This is a genomic window from Neobacillus terrae, from assembly GCF_011393025.1.
GTDB classification, from domain to species: Bacteria; Bacillota; Bacilli; order Bacillales; family Cytobacillaceae; genus Neobacillus_A; species Neobacillus_A terrae.
On the sequence record NZ_JAAOEO010000072.1, the window covers coordinates 1 to 1796 of the forward strand.

The 1796-nt window shown below is 52.2% G+C and carries 1 rRNA gene; it reads left to right on the plus strand.

Going from position 1 to position 1796, the window contains the following annotated elements:
- Positions 1 to 28: 28 nt before the first annotated feature.
- Positions 29 to 1796 (plus strand): 23S ribosomal RNA (locus G8761_RS26650); the annotation flags it as partial.

The window sequence follows — 1796 nt, forward strand, 5'->3', positions numbered from 1 at the left end:
ATCGCCATTTTAGGTTTTAAACCTTTTAGGTTAAGTTAGAAAGGGCGCACGGTGGATGCCTTGGCACTAGGAGCCGATGAAGGACGGGACTAACACCGATATGCTTCGGGGAGCTGTAAGTAAGCTTTGATCCGGAGATTTCCGAATGGGGAAACCCACTGCTCGTAATGGAGCAGTATCTTTGCCTGAATTCATAGGGCATTGATGGCAGACCCGGGGAACTGAAACATCTAAGTACCCGGAGGAAGAGAAAGCAAACGCGATTCCCTGAGTAGCGGCGAGCGAAACGGGAACAGCCCAAACCGGAAGGCTTGCCTTCCGGGGTTGTAGGACACTCAACATGGAGTTACAAAGGAACGGGGTAGAGGAAGTGGCCTGGAAAGGCCCGCCAGAGAAGGTAACAGCCCTGTAGTCGAAACTTCGTTCCCTCCTGAGTGGATCCTGAGTACGGCCGGACACGTGAAATCCGGTCGGAAGCAGGGAGGACCATCTCCCAAGGCTAAATACTCCCTAGTGACCGATAGTGAACCAGTACCGTGAGGGAAAGGTGAAAAGCACCCCGGAAGGGGAGTGAAAGAGATCCTGAAACCGTGTGCCTACAAGTAGTCAGAGCCCGTTAATGGGTAATGGCGTGCCTTTTGTAGAATGAACCGGCGAGTTACGATCCCATGCAAGGTTAAGTTGAAAGACGGAGCCGCAGCGAAAGCGAGTCTGAATAGGGCGAATGAGTATGTGGTCGTAGACCCGAAACCAGGTGATCTACCCATGTCCAGGGTGAAGGTAGGGTAACACCTACTGGAGGCCCGAACCCACGCACGTTGAAAAGTGCGGGGATGAGGTGTGGGTAGCGGAGAAATTCCAATCGAACTTGGAGATAGCTGGTTCTCTCCGAAATAGCTTTAGGGCTAGCCTCACGTAGTAAGAGTCTTGGAGGTAGAGCACTGTTTGGACTAGGGGCCCTCATCGGGTTACCGAATTCAGACAAACTCCGAATGCCAAAGACTTATCCGTGGGAGTCAGACTGCGAGTGATAAGATCCGTAGTCAAAAGGGAAACAGCCCAGACCACCAGCTAAGGTCCCAAAGTATACGTTAAGTGGAAAAGGATGTGGAGTTGCTTAGACAACCAGGATGTTGGCTTAGAAGCAGCCACCATTTAAAGAGTGCGTAATAGCTCACTGGTCGAGTGACTCTGCGCCGAAAATGTACCGGGGCTAAACGTATCACCGAAGCTGTGGATTGACATCTTCGATGTCAGTGGTAGGAGAGCGTTCTAAGGGCTGTGAAGTCAGACCGTAAGGACTGGTGGAGCGCTTAGAAGTGAGAATGCCGGTATGAGTAGCGAAAGATGAGTGAGAATCTCATCCACCGAATGCCTAAGGTTTCCTGAGGAAGGCTCGTCCGCTCAGGGTTAGTCGGGACCTAAGCCGAGGCCGAAAGGCGTAGGCGATGGACAACAGGTTGATATTCCTGTACCACCTCTTTATCGTTTGAGCAATGGGGGGACGCAGGAGGATAGGGTAAGCGCGCTGTTGGATATGCGCGTCCAAGCAGTTAGGCTGGCAACGAGGCAAATCCCGTTGCCGTGAAGGCTGAGCTGTGATGGCGAGGGAAATATAGTACCGAAGTTCCTGATTCCACACTGCCAAGAAAAGCCTCTAGCGAGATAAAAGGTGCCCGTACCGCAAACCGACACAGGTAGGCGAGGAGAGAATCCTAAGGTGAGCGAGAGAACTCTCGTTAAGGAACTCGGCAAAATGACCCCGTAACTTCGGGAGAAGGGGTGCTCTTTGGGGT